This window comes from uncultured Phycicoccus sp. (assembly GCF_947495705.1).
Classification (GTDB): Bacteria; Actinomycetota; Actinomycetes; order Actinomycetales; family Dermatophilaceae; genus Phycicoccus.
Genome location: NZ_CANLZR010000003.1, coordinates 270,100 through 287,151, shown reverse-complemented (window position 1 = coordinate 287,151; position 17,052 = coordinate 270,100). Strand labels below are relative to the sequence as shown.

General features: G+C 73.1%; 15 protein-coding genes. 5 read left to right on the top strand and 10 right to left on the bottom strand.

The features are described 5' to 3' along the window. Positions 1-9: 9 nt before the first annotated feature. The 3 genes from Q0963_RS06515 to Q0963_RS06505 form a co-directional block, all read right to left on the bottom strand. Positions 10-1,167, bottom strand: a complete 1,158-nt coding sequence (locus Q0963_RS06515) for a CaiB/BaiF CoA-transferase family protein (protein ID WP_299444414.1) — start codon at positions 1,165-1,167, stop codon at positions 10-12. Continuing rightward, positions 1,164-2,201: a glucose-6-phosphate dehydrogenase (coenzyme-F420) gene (gene fgd, locus Q0963_RS06510; protein WP_299444412.1), complete on the bottom strand. Its 1,038-nt coding sequence runs from the start codon at positions 2,199-2,201 to the stop codon at positions 1,164-1,166. Before fgd ends, Q0963_RS06515 begins: the two co-directional genes overlap by 4 nt. Before the next feature lie 273 nt (positions 2,202-2,474). Next, the gene (locus Q0963_RS06505; RefSeq protein WP_299444410.1) at positions 2,475-3,041 is read right to left on the bottom strand and encodes a M23 family metallopeptidase; all 567 of its coding nucleotides are present in this window, start codon (positions 3,039-3,041) and stop codon (positions 2,475-2,477) included. A gap of 126 nt (positions 3,042-3,167) precedes the next feature. Here Q0963_RS06505 and Q0963_RS06500 point away from each other — a divergent pair, with 126 nt between their 5' ends. The 4 genes from Q0963_RS06500 to Q0963_RS06485 all read left to right on the top strand — a co-directional run bounded on the left by Q0963_RS06500 (position 3,168) and on the right by Q0963_RS06485 (position 6,790). Beyond that, complete coding sequence (locus Q0963_RS06500) at positions 3,168-4,253, top strand: Glu/Leu/Phe/Val dehydrogenase (protein WP_299444408.1); 1,086 nt, start codon at positions 3,168-3,170, stop codon at positions 4,251-4,253. Positions 4,254-4,433: 180 nt separating this feature from the next. Continuing rightward, on the top strand, positions 4,434-4,622 hold the full coding sequence (locus Q0963_RS06495; RefSeq protein ID WP_299444406.1) for a DUF3073 domain-containing protein: 189 nt from the start codon (positions 4,434-4,436) through the stop codon (positions 4,620-4,622). Positions 4,623-4,721: 99 nt separating this feature from the next. Beyond that, positions 4,722-6,263 (top strand): cytosine permease, encoded by a 1,542-nt coding sequence (locus Q0963_RS06490; protein WP_299444404.1) that lies wholly within the window; start codon positions 4,722-4,724, stop codon positions 6,261-6,263. Further along, a complete protein-coding gene (locus Q0963_RS06485; protein ID WP_299444401.1) occupies positions 6,263-6,790 on the top strand; it encodes a cysteine hydrolase family protein in 528 nt (175 codons plus the stop codon). Before Q0963_RS06490 ends, Q0963_RS06485 begins: the two co-directional genes overlap by 1 nt. Positions 6,791-6,953: 163 nt before the next feature. On the opposite strand, the gene Q0963_RS06480 is transcribed toward Q0963_RS06485, so the two are convergent. After that, the gene (locus Q0963_RS06480; protein WP_299444398.1) at positions 6,954-7,346 is read right to left on the bottom strand and encodes a hypothetical protein; all 393 of its coding nucleotides are present in this window, start codon (positions 7,344-7,346) and stop codon (positions 6,954-6,956) included. A 180-nt stretch (positions 7,347-7,526) separates the two neighbouring features. Between Q0963_RS06480 and Q0963_RS06475 the strand changes: the two genes are divergently transcribed. Continuing rightward, positions 7,527-8,684 carry an endonuclease gene (locus Q0963_RS06475; RefSeq protein WP_299444395.1) on the top strand — a complete coding sequence of 386 codons (1,158 nt, stop codon included), beginning with the start codon at positions 7,527-7,529 and terminating at the stop codon, positions 8,682-8,684. Between the two features lie 10 nt (positions 8,685-8,694). Here Q0963_RS06475 and purM read toward each other — a convergent pair whose 3' ends face one another. From purM to Q0963_RS06445, 6 genes are all read right to left on the bottom strand, one after another. Next, positions 8,695-9,807 (bottom strand): phosphoribosylformylglycinamidine cyclo-ligase, encoded by a 1,113-nt coding sequence (gene purM / locus Q0963_RS06470; protein WP_299444392.1) that lies wholly within the window; start codon positions 9,805-9,807, stop codon positions 8,695-8,697. Between the two features lie 74 nt (positions 9,808-9,881). Continuing rightward, positions 9,882-11,282, bottom strand: coding sequence for a Re/Si-specific NAD(P)(+) transhydrogenase subunit beta (gene pntB / locus Q0963_RS06465; RefSeq protein ID WP_299444389.1), 1,401 nt, complete (start codon positions 11,280-11,282; stop codon positions 9,882-9,884). After that, positions 11,279-12,826 carry a Re/Si-specific NAD(P)(+) transhydrogenase subunit alpha gene (locus Q0963_RS06460; protein WP_299444386.1) on the bottom strand — a complete coding sequence of 516 codons (1,548 nt, stop codon included), beginning with the start codon at positions 12,824-12,826 and terminating at the stop codon, positions 11,279-11,281. The genes pntB and Q0963_RS06460 overlap by 4 nt, the downstream gene beginning before the upstream one ends. A gap of 158 nt (positions 12,827-12,984) precedes the next feature. Continuing rightward, positions 12,985-14,766, bottom strand: a complete 1,782-nt coding sequence (locus Q0963_RS06455) for a hypothetical protein (RefSeq protein WP_299444383.1) — start codon at positions 14,764-14,766, stop codon at positions 12,985-12,987. Positions 14,767-14,934: 168 nt separating this feature from the next. Beyond that, entirely contained in the window at positions 14,935-16,563 is a 1,629-nt protein-coding gene (locus tag Q0963_RS06450) for an AMP-binding protein (RefSeq protein WP_299444380.1), read from the bottom strand. A 72-nt stretch (positions 16,564-16,635) separates the two neighbouring features. Further along, a complete protein-coding gene (locus Q0963_RS06445; protein WP_299444377.1) occupies positions 16,636-17,052 on the bottom strand; it encodes a hypothetical protein in 417 nt (138 codons plus the stop codon).

The following is a 17,052-nucleotide window of genomic DNA, read 5'->3' as shown; positions in this document are numbered from 1 at the left end:
GCCGCCGCGTCAGGCCTGGTGGAGGGCGCCTGCGGCGAGGAGGGACGCCACCTCGTCGGCGCCGAAACCGTGCGCCGTGAGCCACGACGTGGTGTCGGCCCCCGGGAGCGGCTCCTCCCCCGGTTCGCGCTGCGGCGTCCCGGACAGCCGGGGCGAGGGCCGCGGCACCGGCGCACCCCCCGGACCGGGGACGAACGAGCCGCGCGCCGCCAGGTGCGGGTGGTGCCGGGCCTCGACGAGCGACAGCACCGGCGCCACGCACGCGTCCGTGCCGTCGAACACCGCCGCCCACTCGTCCCGGGTCCGGCACAGGAACGCCGCCGTGAACGCCTCGCGCTGCGCCGGCCAGGTCCTCCGGTCGTACTGCTCCCCCTCGACCTCCACCCCGAGCGTCGCGACGAGCTCGCCGAAGAACTGCGGCTCGAGCGCCCCGACCGCGACGAACCGCCCGTCGGCGCACTCGTAGACGTCGTAGAACGGCGCCCCGCCGTCGAGGAGGTTCGCGGCCCGCTCGTCACGCCACCCCCCGACCCCGAGCATCCCGTGGACCATCGTCAGCAGATGCGCGGCCCCGTCGACCATCGCGGCGTCGACGACCTGCCCGCGGCCCGTGCTGGCCCGCGACACCAGCGCCGCGAGCACCCCGGCGACGAGGTACATCGAGCCGCCCGCGAAGTCCCCGATGGCCGGCACCGGCGCGATCGGCCGCTCCCGGGGCCCGAGGGCGTGCAGCGTCCCGGACACCGCGGCGTACGTGATGTCGTGCCCGGCGCGCTGCGCCCACGGCCCGTCCTGGCCCCAGCCGGTCATCCGGCCCACGACGAGCCGGGGGTTGCGCGCGTGCAGGTCGGCGGGGGCGAGCCCGAGCCGCTCCAGCACGCCGGGCCGGTACCCCTCGAGGAGGACGTCGGCGTCGTCGACGAGCCGGCGCACCACTGCGAGCCCGTCCGGGTGCTTGAGGTCGACGGCGATGCTCGGCCGCGAGCGCCGCAGGCCCCCGGACGTCGCCAGCAGGTTGGACTCGGCCGGCCGGTCGACCCGGACGACGTCGGCGCCGAGCTCGGCGAGGATCATCGCCGCGAACGGGGACGGCCCGATGCCGCCGAGCTCGACGACCCGGATTCCGGCCAGCGGCCCCGGCGCAGCCGCCGGCGCGACGGCGCTCACCGGGACGCGGGGACGAGCTCGCGCAGCCCCGGGAGCACCTGCTCCGAGAACGCCCGGAGGAAGCGCTCCTGGTCGTGGCCGGGGCCGTGGACGACGAGGTGGTCGAACCCGAGGTCGGTGTAGAACCGCAGCGCCTCGACGACGTCCTCGGGTCGGGACGCGACGACCCAGCGCTTGGCGACCTGCTCGATCGGCAGCTCGTCGGCGGCCCGCTCCATCTCCTCGGGGCTGTGGATGGAGTGCTTCTGGTCCGCACTGAGCGACAGCGGCGCCCAGAACCGGGTGTTCTCGAGGGCCAGCTCGGGGTCGGGGTCGTAGGAGACCTTGATCTCGATCATCCGGTCGATCTCGTTCCGGGCCCTGCCCGCCTTGTCGAGGCCCTCGTCGACGGCGGGGACGAGCTGGTCGCGGTAGAGCTCCTCGCCCTTGCCCGAGGTGCAGATGAAGCCGTCACCGTGCCGCCCCGCGTAGCGCGCCACCATGGGCCCACCCGCCGCGATGTACACCGGCACCGGCGTGTCCGGACGGTCGTAGATCGCCGCGTCCTCGGTGCGGTACCAGTCGCCCTCGAAGGTGACCCGGTCCTCGGTCCACAGCCGGCGCATCAGGACGACGGCCTCGCGCAGCCGCCCGAACCGCTCCTTGAACTCGGGCCACTCCCCCTCGGCCACCGACCCGACGGCGACCTCGTTGAGGGCCTCGCCGGTACCGACCCCGAGCATGACCCGCCCGGGGGCCAGGCAGGCCATCGTCGCGAACGTCTGGGCGATGACGGGCGGGTTGTAGCGGAAGGTCGGCGTCATGACCGACGTACCGAGCAGGACCCGCTCTGTCCGCGCCAGCACCCACGCCATCCAGGCGATCGAGTTGGGCGCGTGCCCGCCCTCGAGCCGCCAGGGCTGGAAGTGGTCGGAGATCGTCACCGAGTCCAGGCCGAGCTCCTCGGCGAGCACCGCGTACCCGGCGAGCTCCCCCGGAGCGAACTGCTCCGCCGACGCCTTGTAGCCGACCCGGATGCCGCGCGAACCCGTCATGGCCCCATCCTGCCCCAGGCCGGCCGCCCGGTGCCCGGGCCAGGACCCGGGCCAGGACCCCGGGCCAGGGCCGGTCGCACCCCGACAACGCGGTCGGGGTGCGGACCGTCCCCCTCGCGACGGTCCGCACCCCGAATGCGTGGTGCAGTCCCGGGCCATCGACCCCCCGATGGCCCGGGTCACGCACCGCCGTCCCCCCGGTGGTGCGTGACGACCACTGTCCAGGGCCCCACTACGCGATCGCTGTGAAATCGCTGCGAGGCCCGGATCGGCTCAACAGCGGGTGCGCGTGAAGTACTGCTCGGCGTCGTAGTAGGTCGCCCACGTCGACGACCCGAACCGGATGCTCTTCGGCTCGCCGAAGTTCCGCTGCTCGTAGTGCAGGTGGGCGTACTCCTGACCGCCGGACTTGCCGACGGTGCCGATCGTCGTGGTGTCCTCGACGTGGTCCCCGACCTTGACGTTGATCGACCTGAGGTGGGCGTACAGCGTCGACCAGTTGTCGCCGTGGCCGATGATGATCCGGTTGCCGTAGCCCCCGCCCCCGACGCCGGCCGCGACGACCTTGCCGGGAGCACTGGCCTTGACCGGCTCGCCGAGGTCGGTGTCACCGCCGGACGGCAGGTTGAGGTCCATCGCGCGGTCGCTCGGCGAGTGGTTCGACCGGGTGGAGCCGCGCCAGGTCTGGTTGCACTTGAAGGGCACCTTGAGCAGCGGACGGGTGCCGGCGGCCTCGGCGGCGCCGGCAGCGGCCATCGAGACTGCCCCCGCGGTGGCGACGGTCGCCGCGAGAACGGCGATGCCGGCGGTAGCGCGGCGGCGGACGGATGTGACGGACATTCGGATCCTCCTGGGTCGGCCCGGCCACGCTGGCCGGGATCGACGCCCACGCTGCGGCAGAGCCCTGCGCCGATGCTGCGACCTCGCTTCGAGCCCGATGCCGGCCCGCGGTCTACGGTGGAACCCATGGCCACCGACCTCATCGACCTCGTCGGACACGAACAGGTCGTCTTCTGCTCCGACCCCGCCACCGGGCTCCGTGCAGTCATCGCGCTGCACTCCACCGCCCTCGGGCCGGGCCTCGGCGGGACCCGGTTCCACCCCTACCCGACGATGGACTCGGCCGTCGCCGACGCGCTGCGCCTGTCGCGGGCCATGTCGTACAAGAACGCGCTCGCGGGGCTCGCGCACGGGGGCGGCAAGGCCGTCATCGTCGGGGACCCCGCCACCACGAAGACCCCTGCCCTGCTGCGGGCCTACGGCCGGTTCGTCGAGTCCCTCGGGGGGCGCTACGTCACGGCCTGCGACGTCGGCACCTACGTCACCGACATGGACGTCATCGCCGAGGAGACCCGGTGGGCCACCGGCCGCTCCCCCGAGCGCGGCGGCGCAGGCGACTCGTCGGTGCTCACGGCGCTCGGGGTCTTCCAGGGGATGCGGGCGGCGGCGCAGCACGTGTGGGGCGAACCGACGCTCGCGGGCCGCCACGTCGGCATCGCCGGGATCGGCAAGGTCGGGTCGCGGCTCGCCGAGCACCTGCTCGAGGACGGCGCCGAGCTGACGGTCACCGACGTCGACGGCGATGCCGTGCGCCGGCTCGTCGAGAAGCACCCGGAGGTGAACGTCGCCGGCGACGCCGAGGACCTGGCCCGGTCCGCGCTCGACGTCTTCAGCCCCAACGCCCTGGGTGGGGCCCTCGACGACGACACCGTGGCGGGGCTGCGGGCGGCGATCGTCTGCGGCGGCGCCAACAACCAGCTGGCCAGCACCTACAGCGCGGAGCGGATGGCGGCTCGCGGCATCGTCTACACCCCGGACTTCCTCGTCAACGCCGGCGGGGTCATCCAGGTCAGTGACGAACTGCGGGGGTTCGACATGGAGCGGGCCGCGGCGCGGACCCAGGCCATCTTCGACAGCACCCTGGCGGTGCTGCAGGCGGCCGACGAGGACGGCGTGAGCCCTGCGGTGGCCGCCGACCGGCTCGCCGAGCAGCGGATCGCCCGGGGTTCCGCGGCCCCGTGGCTGCCTGCGGACCGGTCCGACGCCCTGTAGGTCGACCGACGACACCGGGCCGTGCGTCGGAGGCGTCCCCGAACCCCCCGAGTCCCATGTATCGTTGGACCCACGATAAGCACACCATTCCCGGAGCCGCTCCGCGACGTGGGATGACCCCGAAGTCGGGGCCGTCCCATCAGCGTTGCCGCCCCGGCAGACGCACGAGGGGGTCACGCCATGGGGCGCGGCCGAGCTAAGGCCAAGCAGACGAAGGTCGCCCGCGAGCTGAAGTACTTCAGCCCCGACACCGACCTCTCGGCGCTTGAGCAGGAACTCCACACACAGTCCGGTCACGGCAACTCCGCCAGCGAGCGCAGCCGTGACGACGAGGACGACTACGACTCGTGGGCCTCGGGCCGACGTTGACGTCGGCCTAACCCCTCTGCCTCCCCCCGGCGACACGCGTCGCGGGGCTGCCGCGAACCGGTCCCGCCACGGGCTCGCGCGGCGTGCCATGCTCGGCCCATGAGTGCTCCCACCACCACCGAGGCCCCGCGTCTCGGCCTCGAGACCACCGGGATCGAGATCATCGACGAGGCCGAGCGCACCGCGCGGCCCCGTGACCTCTTCTGGCCGTGGTTCGCGGCCAACGTCTCGGTCTTCGGCATCTCCTACGCCGCCTTCGTCCTCCAGTTCGGCGTCTCGTTCTGGCAGGGCGCCGTCGTCACGGTCATCGGGATCGTCGTCTCGTTCCTGCTCTGCGGGCTCGTCGCGGTCGGCGGGAAGCGCGGGTCGGCCCCGACGATGATCCTGTCGCGGGCCTCGTTCGGCGTCGTCGGGCAGAAGGTCCCGGGGGTCCTCTCCTGGCTGGTCTCCATCGGCTGGGAGACCTTCCTCGCGATCCTCGCCGTCCTCGCCACCTCGACGATCTTCGAGCGGCTCGGCTGGGGCGGCGGGACCGGCACGAAGGTCGTCGCGGCCGTCGTCGTCGCGACGCTCATCGTCACGGCGTCGGTCGCCGGCTACCACATCATCATGGCGATGCAGTCGGTCCTCACCTGGGTCACCGGCATCGTCACGGTGCTGTTCATCGTCGTGGCCTCCGGCAGCATCGACTGGTCCGCCGTGGCCGCTGTCCCGGCCGGTCCGCCCCAGGCCGTCGTCGGCGCGTTCGTCATGCTGATGACCGGCTTCGGCCTCGGCTGGATCAACATCGCCGCCGACTGGTCCCGCTACCAGCGGCGCGACGCCTCGGGCGGGTCCATCGTGCTGTGGAACACCATCGGCGGCGCCACCGCGCCGGTGCTTCTCGTCCTGTTCGGGCTCATGCTCGCGGCCTCGGACGAGACGGTGCTCAACGGCATCCCCAACGACCCCATCGGCACCCTCGCGACGGTGCTGCCGACCTGGTTCCTCGTCCCGTTCCTCGTGGCCGTCATCCTCTCCCTCGTCTCCGGCGCCGTCCTGGGGATCTACTCCTCCGGCCTGACCCTGCTCTCGCTCGGGGTCCGCATCCCGCGGCCCGCAGCGGCCGCGGTCGACGGCGTCATCCTCACCCTCGGCACGGTCTGGGTCGTCTTCTTCGCGCAGAGCTTCCTCGGGCCCTTCCAGTCCTTCCTCATCACCCTCGGGGTGCCGCTGGCGGCGTGGGCCGGCATCTTCATCGCCGACCTCGCGCTGCGCAGGGAGGACTACGACGCCGGGCCCGACGGCGCCGAGGCGCTGTTCGACCAACGCGGCCGCTACGGCTCGTGGGACTGGGTCTCGATCGGCACGATGGCCGGCGCGTCCGTCATCGGCTGGGGCCTGGTCGTCAACGCGTTCGCCGAGGACGCGGCGTGGAACAACTGGCAGGGCTATCTGCTCGAGCCGCTCGGCCTCGGCACCTTCGTCTCCGCCGCGGACGGCGGCCCGTACTGGGACGGCGCGTGGCCGTACTCGAACATCGGGGTGCTCCTCGCGCTCGCGCTCGGGTTCGGCGTCACGTTCGTCGCCCGGCGCGCCACCGTCCGCCGGCAGGAGCGCGCCGCGGGAGCCCGGGTGTCGGCCACCGAGCCGGTCGCCTGATGCCGACCCGCGACGGCTGGCTCGTCATCGTCGACCCGCAGGTCGTCTTCGCGGACCCGGCGGCCTCGCCCTGGGGGTCGCCGCTGTTCGCCGACGCCGTCCCGCACATGGTGGCGCTGGCCCGCGAGTTCGGCCCCGACCGCACCGTCGTCACCCGGTTCGTCGCCGACCCCTCGCTCGGGGGGTCCTGGGAGCCGTACTACGACGAGTGGCCGTTCGCCCTGGTCCCCGGCGACGACCCCCTGTACGCGGTCGTGCCCGAGCTGGACGACGTCGGGGGGCAGGTGGTCACCGCGGGCACCTTCGGGAAGTGGCCGGTGCTCGCCGACCTCGTGGGGCCCGAGGCGCGGGTCACGCTGGCCGGGGTCGCCACCGACTGCTGCGTCATCTCGACCGCGCTGCCGATGGCCGACGCCGGGGTGACGATCGAGCTCGTCGCGGACGCGTGCGCCGGGTCGACCCAGGAGAGCCACGAGCACGCGCTCGCGACGATGGCGCTGTTCGGGCCGCAGATCACCATCACCTGAGCCCCGCCGGAGCGCGGATTTATCGGGTCACCCGAGAACCCAGCACTTCGCAGGGGAACCCTTCCGGGGTGGAGCGCGGCTTTCTCGGGTCACCCGAGAAAGCTGGCGTCCCGGGCGCGGGGCACCGGCGGATGGGTGCACTGGGCCTCGCGGGGGACCCGGGTCAGAGGACCCCGGTGAGCCGGAGCACCACGACGCCGGCCAGTACGCCGACGCTGCCGGCGGCGACGCCGGCCGTCCGGGGTCCGATCCCCTCGCCCCGCGCCAGCACGCTCACCATCGCGAGTCCGGTGCACCATCCGACGAGGAGCCCGGGGGCCAGGTCCGCAGCGGCTGCGACGACGTCGAGCCGGGCCAGGCTGCCGGCGGTCAGGGCGTCGTAGGCCGAGGCGACGAGCCACACCGCGGCGAGGACCGCCGCCAGGTAGGCGAACGCGGCCAGGGTCCCGGCCAGGAGGACGCCGACCGCCCAGCGCCGCGCCCGGGCGTACCGGTACGGGAGGTCGGCGGCGTGCCGCGGCCCGGCCGGGGCGGGGAAGGCGCTCGAGGTGCTCATGACGCCAGCGTGGCGGGATAGCGGCGCCGCGTCATGAGTTCCGCTACTCAGTCGTGCCGCCGAGGCGACCCCGGTTGACCGACCGCTGACCGCCCCCTGGGACAACCCTGACCAGAGGTTCACCCGCAGGCCGCCCGCCCGGCGAGCGGGAACGGGCCCGCTGGTGCAGGGTCTGGGAGCGTGACCATCGACTGCCGCCGACGCCGGGGCCCGACCCCGTGGCTCGCCCTCGTGACCGCCCTCCTGTTCTCCCTCGGCCTGACGGCCCCGGCCTCCCAGGCGGCGGCGCCGCTGACCGTCGCTCAGGCCGTCGCCGGCCAGGACGGGTCGACGCAGACCGTCCGGGGGTACGTCGTGGGTCAGCCGACCGCGACGAACACCGTCGTCACCTCGAACTACCCGAACGACTACGCCCTGGCGATCGCCGACTCCGCGGGCACGACGAACACGGCGTCGATGCTCTACGTCCAGATCCCGTCGGCCTTCCGGGCCCAGTGGGGGCTGAAGTCCAACCCCGGCCTCAAGGGCCGCCAGATCGACGTCACCGGGAAGCTCACCGCCTACTTCTCGCACCCCGGGATGACCGGCACGACGGCGTTCGCGACGGTCGGCAGCCCCAGCGACCCACCGCCTGGCGGGACGAGCCCCTGGGACAGCACGTACTACGCCCCCGCCATGGGCAAGTCCGGAGCGGCGCTCAAGGCCTCGCTGCACGACATCATCGACGACCAGACGAAGCTCACCTACGACCAGGTGTGGACCGCACTTAAGGACACCGACCAGGACCCCGCCAACACGAACAACATCCGCACGCTCTACTCCGGGCTGTCGCTGCCGAAGTCGACCAACGGCGGCGGCGTCGACGACTGGAACCGTGAGCACGTCTGGGCCAAGTCGCACGGTGACTTCGGCACGGCCACCGGGCCGGGGACCGACGTGCACCACCTGCGCCCCGAGGACGTCACCGTCAACAGTGCGCGCGGCAACAAGGACTTCGACACCGGCGGCGGCACCGTCAGCCAGTGCGGCGGCTGCCTCACCGACATCGACTCCTTCGAGCCACGCGACGCGGTCAAGGGCGACGTGGCCAGGATGATCCTCTACATGGCCGTCCGCTACGAAGGTGGCGACGGCTGGCCCGACCTCGAGCCCAACGACGCGGTCGGCAACGGCAGCGCGCCGTTCATGGGGCGGCTGTCGGTGCTGCTGGCGTGGAACGCGGCCGACCCGGTCGACACCTTCGAGATGCGCCGCAACGACCGCATCCACTCGACCTGGCAGGGCAACCGCAACCCCTTCATCGACCACCCGGAGTGGGCGGCCTCCATCTGGGGCTGAGCCCGGCGGCTCAGGCGCCCGGGTGGTCGCCGACGAGCTCGACGGAGCCGCCGTCGACACCCTTGGCTCCGCGCACGACCTCGCCCGTGGCCTGCTCGGCGGCGTCCGCGCCGGACACCTCGCCAATGACCCAGGTGTCGATGCCGCGGGCCGCGAGGTGGGCGGTCGCGTCGTCGACGGAGTCGGCCGGGAGGACGGCCACGAAGCCGACCCCCATGTTCAGGGTGCGCTCCAGGTCCGCGCGCGGCACCCTGCCGAGGGCCCCGACGGTGGTGAACACCGGCGGGGGCGTCCACGTGGCGCGGTCGAGCCGGGCGTGCACGGAGTCCGGCAGCACCCGGGCGAGGTTGGCCGCGAGCCCACCGCCGGTGACGTGCGACAGGGCGTGCACGTCGATGCCGTCGGAGCGGACGAGGTCGAGCAGGTCGGCGGCGTAGACGCGGGTGGGCTCGAGCAGCTCCTCGCCGAGGGTGCGGCCGAACTCGTCGACGTGCCGGTCCAGGGCCCAGCCGGCGTGGGCGACGACCCGGCGCACGAGCGAGTAGCCGTTGGAGTGCAGGCCGCTCGAGGCCAGGGCAAGGACGACGTCGCCGACCGCGACGCGCTGCGGGCCGAGGACGTCGTCGTGCTCGACGACGCCGGTGGCAGCGCCGGCGACGTCGTAATCGTCGGGCCCGAGCAGCCCCGGGTGCTCCGCGGTCTCGCCGCCGACGAGGGCCACGCGGGCCTGCTCGCAGGCGGCCGCGATGCCCGAGACGATGGCCGCGATCCGCTCCGGCACGACCTTGCCGCAGGCGATGTAGTCGGTCATGAACAGCGCCTCGGCGCCGCACACGACGATGTCGTCGACGACCATGCCGACGAGGTCGAAGCCGATCGTGTCGTGCCGGTCCAGGGCCTGGGCGATGGCGACCTTCGTGCCGACCCCGTCGGTGGACGTGGCGAGGACCGGCCGGCGGTAGGCGGCCAGGCCGCTGGCGTCGAACATCCCGGCGAACCCGCCGAGCCCGCCGAGCACCTCCGGGCGGGTGGCCCGGCGCACGGAGGCCTTCATCAGCTCGACGGCCTTGTCGCCGGCCTCGACGTCGACCCCGGCCGCGGCATAGGTGATGGGCTCGCTCACGCCCGGCAGCCTACCGAGGCCGGGGGGGCGGCGCTGACGGCGTCCCGTGGGGAGCCCCCTCACGGCCCGGGCGGTCAGAGGGCCTTGAGGATGTCCTCGACCCGCTCCTTGGCGTCGCCGAAGAGCATCTGGGTGTTCTCGCGGAAGAACAGCGGGTTCTGCACGCCGGCGTACCCGGTGGCCATCGACCGCTTGAAGACGATGACGTCGTTCGCCTCCCACACCCGCAGCACCGGCATGCCGGCGATGGGCGAGGACGGGTCCTCGGCGGCGGACGGGTTGACGGTGTCGTTGGCGCCGATGACGAGGACGACGTCGGTGTCGGCGAGGTCGTCGTTGACCTCGTCCATCTCGAGGACGATGTCGTACGGCACCTTCGCCTCGGCGAGGAGGACGTTCATGTGCCCGGGCAGCCGGCCTGCGACGGGGTGGATCCCGAACCGCACATCGACCCCCCGCTCGCGGAGCGTGCTCGTGAGGGAGGCGACGGGGTACTGCGCCTGCGCCACCGCCATGCCGTAGCCGGGCGTGATGAGCACCGAGGAGGCGCCGGCGAGCAGCTCGGCGACACCGGTGGCGGTGATCTCGCGGTGGTCCCCGTAGTCGGCGTCCGCGGCGGCCGTGCCGCCCTCGACCCCGAAGCCCCCGGCGATGACCGAGATGAAGGACCGGTTCATCGCCCGGCACATGATGTAGCTGAGGTAGGCACCCGAGGAGCCGACGAGCGCACCGGTGATGATGAGCAGGTCGTTGCTGAGGAGGAACCCGGCCGCGGCCGCCGCCCAGCCCGAGTAGCTGTTGAGCATCGAGACGACGACGGGCATGTCGCCGCCGCCGATCGAGGCGACGAGGTGCCACCCGAGGGCCAGCGCGAGGATCGTGACGACCCCCAGCAGCAGGTGCCGCACGAACACCGAGGACTCCGGCACGGCGAGGTAGACGGCGGTGAGCACGAAGAACAGGGCCAGCGCCCCGACGTTGAGCCAGTTCCGGTACGGCAGCATGAGCGGCCGCGACGGGATGCGCGCCGACAGCTTGAGGAACGCGACGATCGAGCCGGTGAAGGTGACCGCGCCGATGAAGACGCCGACGAAGACCTCGATGTCGTGGATCGTCGGGTACGGGGTCTGCTCGTACGAGCTGTTCCAGCCGACGAGCACGGCCGCGAGCCCGACGAAGCTGTGGAGCAGCGCGATGAGCTCGGGCATCCCCGTCATCTCGACCTTGCGGGCGCGGTCGAGGCCGATGACGGCACCGATCCCCATCGCGGCGACGATGAGCAGGAACCCGAGCCCACCGGACCCGTCCTCCCCCGCGGTGGCCGCGAGGACGGTGGCGACGAGCGCCAGGGCCATGCCGGCGATGCCGTAGCGGTTTCCGGACCGGGCGGTCTCGTGCCGGGAGAGGCCGGCCAGGGCCAGGATGAAGAGGAGTCCGGCGACGATGTAGGCGCCCTGGACGAGGGTGGCGCTCATCGGGTGGCCCCCTCGCGGCTGAACATGCCGAGCATTCGCGCGGTCACCCGGAACCCGCCGAAGACGTTGATGCTCGCGACGAGGATCCCGACGAAGGCGAGGACCGAGACCCACACGCTGTCGTGCCCCACCTGCAGCAGGGCGCCGACGACGATGATGCCGCTGATCGCGTTGGTCACCGACATGAGCGGGGTGTGCAGCGCGTGATGGACGTTGCGGATGACGTAGAACCCGATGACGACCGAGAGCATGAAGACGAGGAAGTGACCGAGGAACGGGGCGGGCGCGAACGTCGACACGAGGAGGAACAGGACGGCGGCGGCAGCCGCGATGCCGAGCTTCCTGGTCGAGGACATCGGCTGCTTCACGTGCGACATCGGAGCGGGGGGCGCGACATCCGTGCCCGGGGTGGGAGCAGCCGAGACCTGGACCGGCGGCGGCGGCCACAGCACCTCGCCGTCGCGGACGACGGTCATGCCGCGCTGCACGACGTCGTCGAGGTCGAGGTGGGCCTCGCCGTCCTTGTCCGGGGTCAGCAGCTTGAGCAGGTTGACGAGGTTGGTCCCGAAGAGCTGCGAGGCCTGGGTGGGCAGGCGGCCCGGGAGGTCGGTGTACCCGAGGATGGTGACGCCGTGGTCGGTGACGACCTTCTGCCCGGCGACAGTGCCGGCCACGTTCCCGCCGTTGGCCGCGGCCATGTCGACGACGACCGACCCCGGCTTCATCGAGGCGACCATCTCCTCGGTGAACAGGCGCGGCGCCGGGCGCCCCGGAATGAGCGCGGTCGTGATGACGATGTCGACGTCCCGCGCCTGCTCGGCGTACAGCGCGGCGGCCTTGGCGTCGAAGTCCTCGCTCGTCTCCCGGGCGTAGCCGTCGGCGGACGGACCGTCGTCGGCGACGTCGATGCGCAGGAACTCGGCCCCCATCGACTCGACCTGCTCGGCGACCTCGGGGCGGGCGTCGAAGGCCCGGACGACGGCCCCCAGGCTGCTCGCCGTGCCGATGGCGGCCAGCCCCGCGACCCCCGCGCCGACGACCAGGACCTTCGCGGGCGGCACCTTGCCGGCCGCGGTGACCTGGCCGGTGAAGAACGACCCGAACTCGTGGGCCGCCTCGACGACCGCGCGGTACCCGCCGATGTTGGCCATCGACGACAACACGTCGAGCGACTGGGCACGCGAGATGCGGGGGACGGCGTCCATCGCCAGGGCGGTGACCCCGCGGGCCGCGAGCTTCTCGATGAGCGCCGGCTCGAGCGCGGGCGACAGGAGGGAGGCGAGGATCTGGCCGGGTCGCAGCAGGGCGATCTCGACGTCGCTGGGGGCGTTGACCTTGAGGACGACGTCGGCTTTCCACACCGCGTCGTCGATGACGTCGGCCCCGGCGGTGAGGTAGGAGTCGTCGTCGAAGCTGGCGGCACGGCCGGCGCCGCGCTGGACGAAGACGGTGTACCCGAGCCCGACCAGCTGCTCGACGGTCTTCGGGGTCGCGGCGACCCGCGTCTCGCCGGGCCGGGACTCGCGGGGGACGCCGATGCGCACAGTGCTTCCTCTCCGGAGGGGACGGTCGGGTCGAACCTAGCGGGTCGGGCCCGGCTCGGCACGACAGGTCTCACGCGCGCCGCAGCGGCGTCCCGGAGCCCGGTCCGTGGCCCGGGCCGGGGCGTCGGGACGCCCCGGCCGGTGGGCAGTGGACTGCGTCAGCCCTCGGACCGGCGGAACCCGCTGCGCTCGGCGGCGCCGGCGTCGTAGAACCACACGTCGGCGTCGGCGTCGTCGTAGCCGGGGTCCCCGGGGACGCGGTAGGTCATCGTGTCGCGGTACGCCTGGACGGGGTGGTCCAGGGGCTGGGCGCCGTCGCCGATCGGGGCGGCCGAGCCCATCCCGAAACCGCCGTCGCGGATCTCGTGGAACTCCGAGACCCGGCGGGCCGGGCGCGGCTCCGCGGCTGCGGGGCCCTCCTCGGCCGGAGCGTCCGGCTCGGGGGCGTCCTGCGCGGCGGCGACCGGCTCCTCCTCGATGGTGTCGTCGTGCTCGGTGGCGGCCGCGTCCCCGGCCACCTCGACGGGGGCGTCCTGCTCCTCCGCATCCTGCTCGAGCGCGTCCTGCTCGTCCGCGGCCGGCTCCGCCTCGGCCGCTGCGGGCTCCTGCACCGCCGGCTCGGGCTCGCTCGCGGGCTCGTCGCCGTGCGGGCTGTCCATCCCGGCCGCTGCGGCTTCCCGCTCCATGTCGGCGCGGTCCTCGGCCAGGCGCTCGGCTCGCTCCTCGTTCTCGGCGAGGAGGGCGCCCTCGTCGGCGGCCCAGTCCCGCTCCGGGGTCGGGTCGTAGCGGTCGCCGGCGGTCTCGCTCGTCACGTCGTCCCGGGTCTCCGGGGCCGCGGTCTCGCTGCTGTCGGCGACGTCCGGCTCCTCCTCGTCGGCCTCGTCGTGCGGCCCGCCCCACTCGTTCGTCGGGGTCCGGGCGTCGGTCGCCGGGTCCGCAGCGTCGTCGGGGCCGGCGGCCGCGGCCTCGGCCTCCAGCGGCTCGGACGCGGGGGCCGTGCCGGTGTCGGTGTCAGAACCGGTGTCGGGGTCAGAACCGGCGTCGCTGCCCGTGTCGTCGCGATAGTCCGTGGCGGCCGCGATCCGGGCGCTGCGCTCGTCCGCCGGGGCCTCGGCCTCGGAGTCGTCCGCGGGGGCCCGGGTGCCGGCCTCCTCGGCGGCGCCCCAGCCGGACACCTGCTCCTCGGGGGCGGTGTCGGCGGCCACCGGCTCCTCCCAGGTGTCGCGCGCCGAAACGGCGTCGTCGGCGACATCCTCGGCGGCGACCTCGCCGGCCCCGGCGGCCTCGACGGGCTGCTGCCCGAGGCTCGCGTCCTCGTCCTCGCGCTGCTGCTCCTGCTCACCCTCGTCCGGGTGGGCCGCCCACGTGTCGGCACCCATGACGGCCGCACCAGCAGCCCCCGGGATCGGGGCTGCCGGGCTCCCCGCCCACGCGGCCCGCTCGGCCTCCTCGCGCTGCTGGCGAGCCTCGGCCCGCGTGAGCGGCGTCGAGCCGTCGGCGTCCGCCGCGCTGTCGTCGTCCGCATCGGAGGCCGCGGTGGCCGCGTCGTGGGACTCGGGCTCGGCCGGCTGCGCGGTCGCCGCGTCGGAGGTGCGGACGTCGGGGTCCACCTCGTCGGCGCGCGCGAGCATCGCCTCGTAGTCGTGCCGGGTGGCCTCGGCCTCGGTGCGGTGCTGGTCGGCCTCCACGATGAGTCGGTCGGCCTCCCGGGCGGCCTTCTCGGCCTCGGCCCGGGCGAGGTCGGCACGCTCCTCGGACTGGGCCGCGTAGGTCTCGAGCCCGGCCACGGACGCCGCCACCTGCTCCGCCTCGGCGCGGACCTCGGCCGCCTCGGCGCGCGCCAGGTCCTTCTTGGCCGAGGAGCGGCGCACGAGCAGCCAGACGAGCAGGAGCGCGACGACGATGACGAGGAGAAGGAGAAGCAGCTGGTAGGTCGGCATGGGGTCTTCCTGTCGTCGGGTCACCGGCGGATGCCGTCGGCGGAGAACCTACCCCCGGCAGCGAGGTTGAGACCGTACCGCTCACCGAGGTGCTCAGGGCGTCTCCGTACGGCCAACGTAGGGCGTCCGCGGCGTCCGGCGCCACCGCCCGGGACGGGTCGCCGCCGGTCAGAGACCGAGCGCTGCGATCGTCGACTCGCGCATCTCGACCTTGCGGACCTTGCCCGTCACGGTCATCGGGAACTCCTCGACCACCGTGACGTACCGAGGGATCTTGTAGTGCGCGAGCCGGCCGGTGCAGAACTCCCGCACCTCCTCCGCGGTCGGCGGCGCGGCGCCCTCACGCATCCGGACCCAGGCGCAGAGCTCCTCGCCGTACCTCTCGTCGGGGACGCCGATGACCTGGACGTCCTGGATGTCGGGGTGGGTGTAGAGGAACTCCTCGATCTCACGGGGGTACACGTTCTCGCCGCCCCGGATCACCATGTCCTTGATCCGGCCGGTGATCTGGACGAAGCCGTCGTCGTCCATGACCGCAATGTCGCCGGTGTGCATCCACCCGTCGACGATGACCTCGGCGGTCTTGTCGGGCTCCTCCCAGTACCCGAGCATCACCGAGTACCCCTTCGTGCAGAACTCCCCCGGCGTGCCGCGGGGCACGGTCTCGCCGGTCACCGGGTCGACGACCTTGACCTCGAGGTGCGGGTGTACCGACCCGACCGTCTGCACCTTCTGCTCGAAGGTGTCGTCGGTGCGGTTCTGCGTCGACACCGGCGAGGTCTCGGTCATCCCGTAGCAGATCGTCATCTCCTCGATCCCGGCCTCGATGAGCTGCGTCATCATCGAGGCCGGGCAGGGCGAGCCGGCCATGATCCCGGTCCGGACCGAGGACAGGTCGTAGGCGTCGAGGTCCGGCAGGTTCCACTCGGCGATGAACATCGTCGGCACGCCGTAGAGCGAGGTGCAGCGCTCCTCGCTGACCGCGGCGAGCGTGGCCGCCGGGTCGAACCCGGGCGCCGGGATCACCATGCAGGCGCCGTGCGAGACGGCCGCGAGGTTGCCCATGACCATGCCGAAGCAGTGGTAGAAGGGCACCGGGATGCAGATCCGGTCGGCCTCGGTGTAACGGCACACCTCGCCGACGAGGTAGCCGTTGTTGAGGATGTTGTGGTGCGAGAGGGTGGCGCCCTTGGGGAACCCGGTGGTGCCCGAGGTGTACTGGATGTTGATCGGGTCGGTCGGCGCCAGCTCGTGCTGGATCATCGTCAGCCGTTCGGGGCTCACCTCGTCGGCGCGGGCCAGTAGCGCATCCCACGACTCCTGCCCGATGACGACGACCTGCTCGAGCGTGGGGCACTCCGGGCGGGCCTCCTCGACCATCGCCACGTAGTCGGAGGTCTTGAAGGCCGGTGCGGCGACGAGACAGCGGATGCCGGCCTGGTTGAGCACGTAGGTCAGCTCGTGGGTGCGGTACGCCGGGTTGATCGTGACGAGGATGGCCCCGATCTTCGCCGTCGCGAACTGGGTGAGCGTCCACTCCGCGCAGTTCGGCGCCCAGATGCCGACCCGGTCACCCGTCTCCAGCCCCGCCGCGACGAAAGCCCTGGCCAGGCGGTCGACCTGCTCCCCGAGCTCGGCGTAGGTGAGCCGCAGGCCCTGCGTCCAATCGACGAGTGCGTCTCGGCCGGGGTAACGCTCGACGGCGGTGTCGAGGTTGTCGCCGATCGTCTGCTCGAGCAGCGGCGGGTCGAGCGGGCCCACGGCGTGCGAGAGCGTGGGTTCGGTCGGCGTGGTCATCGTCGTCCTTCCGGCAGGGTGCCTGAGGGTTCAGCCAACACGCCGCCGCCCTGGCGGGCAACCGGATCGGGCTCAGTCGACCTGGGCCACCGCGCGCCGACGCCGGTCGCGCCGGGACAGCGCCGCGACGACGAGCGCGCCCAGCGACAGGGTGGCGGGAAGCGCCACGACCACGAGGATCGCGGGAGACCCCTGCGCCAGCCCGACGAGCAACCCGGAGATGGCGAGCACCACGAGCGGCATCGCGGTGCGCGCCCACTCCCGACTCCACGGCAGCACCGGGAGTACGACGAGAAACAGGTACCCCACGCCGATGGTTGCGACCCAGCCGAGGTCCTTCGCCGGGCTGACCCCCACCACCGCCAGAGCACTGACCAGCGGTCCCGCCAGGATCAGGGCTACCTGCCACGGCCGCGGACGCCACACCGCCGCCAGGGCGAGCAGGCCGAGCGGGACGACCACCACGAGGTATGCGATGAGAAGGGTCAC

Coding starts and splice junctions, on each gene's coding strand:
- fgd (WP_299444412.1), bottom strand. CDS start 2,201: ATGACGGGTTCGCGCGGCATCCGGGTCGGCTACAAGGCGTCGGCGGAG.
- Q0963_RS06505 (WP_299444410.1), bottom strand. CDS start 3,041: ATGTCCGTCACATCCGTCCGCCGCCGCGCTACCGCCGGCATCGCCGTT.
- Q0963_RS06500 (WP_299444408.1), top strand. CDS start 3,168: ATGGCCACCGACCTCATCGACCTCGTCGGACACGAACAGGTCGTCTTC.
- Q0963_RS06495 (WP_299444406.1), top strand. CDS start 4,434: ATGGGGCGCGGCCGAGCTAAGGCCAAGCAGACGAAGGTCGCCCGCGAG.
- Q0963_RS06490 (WP_299444404.1), top strand. CDS start 4,722: ATGAGTGCTCCCACCACCACCGAGGCCCCGCGTCTCGGCCTCGAGACC.
- Q0963_RS06485 (WP_299444401.1), top strand. CDS start 6,263: ATGCCGACCCGCGACGGCTGGCTCGTCATCGTCGACCCGCAGGTCGTC.
- Q0963_RS06480 (WP_299444398.1), bottom strand. CDS start 7,346: ATGAGCACCTCGAGCGCCTTCCCCGCCCCGGCCGGGCCGCGGCACGCC.
- pntB (WP_299444389.1), bottom strand. CDS start 11,282: ATGAGCGCCACCCTCGTCCAGGGCGCCTACATCGTCGCCGGACTCCTC.
- Q0963_RS06455 (WP_299444383.1), bottom strand. CDS start 14,766: ATGCCGACCTACCAGCTGCTTCTCCTTCTCCTCGTCATCGTCGTCGCG.
- Q0963_RS06450 (WP_299444380.1), bottom strand. CDS start 16,563: ATGACCACGCCGACCGAACCCACGCTCTCGCACGCCGTGGGCCCGCTC.